Below are 977 nucleotides of genomic sequence, written 5' to 3'. Positions count from 1 at the left end.
CCCTATCCAGACAGCGCCTCCAGAATCGTCTCTCTGCCTGCGTCTGTGTCGGCCACCTCCGACAAGACCCCAGAGCATCCAAATACGGTGCTTTAATCCGCAGGCAGCAAGCTCGCAGGCTGTTCAACGGTCTGCCAGAACACCGTCCCGCTGCGTGGCAGTGGGTTGTATGCATTCAAATTTGAGGTAGCAACCGTGGAAATGTTATCCGGCGCGGAAATGGTGGTCCGTGCGCTGCAAGACGAGGGAGTGGAGTACATCTTCGGGTATCCCGGAGGGTCCGTACTGCACATTTACGATGCATTGTTCCAGCAGGACTCTGTCAGCCACATTCTGGTTCGTCACGAGCAGGCGGCCACCCATGCGGCGGACGGCTATGCCCGTGCCACCGGCAAGCCCGGCGTGGTCATGGTGACCTCCGGGCCTGGCGCTACCAACGCCATTACCGGCCTGGCCACCGCTTTCATGGACTCGATTCCCATGGTGGTTTTGTCTGGTCAGGTTCGCTCTGACTGGATTGGCGATGACGCCTTCCAGGAAACCGACATGATTGGTGTGTCCCGTCCGGTGGTGAAGCACAGCTTCATGGTCCGTGACGCCAAAGACATTCCGGAAATCATGAAGAAAGCGTTCTACATCGCTACCACTGGCCGCCCTGGTCCGGTGCTGGTGGATATTCCCAAGGATCAGACGGCGCCGAACGTCAAGAATCCTTACGAATATCCCAAGAAAGTGAAGATGCGCTCCTACTCTCCGGTCAGCCGTGGTCATTCCGGCCAGATCCGCAAGGCGCTGGACGAGCTGATGAAAGCCAAGCGCCCGGTGATTTACGCCGGTGGCGGCGTGGTGCAGGGCGAGGGCAGCGAGCTGCTGACCCAGCTGGCCCATCGCCTCAACTTCCCGGTGACCAATACCTTGATGGGGCTGGGCGGCTTCCCCGGCACGGATCGTCAGAACGTGGGCATGTTGGGCATGCA

Annotated in this window: 1 protein-coding gene; it reads left to right on the top strand. The window is 59.7% G+C overall.

Going from position 1 to position 977, the window contains the following annotated elements:
• Positions 1 to 195 precede the first annotated feature (195 nt).
• A partial coding sequence (locus A3730_RS27520; protein ID WP_255364329.1) for a thiamine pyrophosphate-binding protein occupies positions 196 to 977 on the top strand: 782 nt, incomplete at its 3' end.

Source organism: Alcanivorax sp. HI0044 (genome assembly GCF_001634945.1).
The sequence above is the reverse complement of the archived record's forward strand: the minus strand, read 5'-3'. Positions and strand labels throughout refer to the sequence as shown.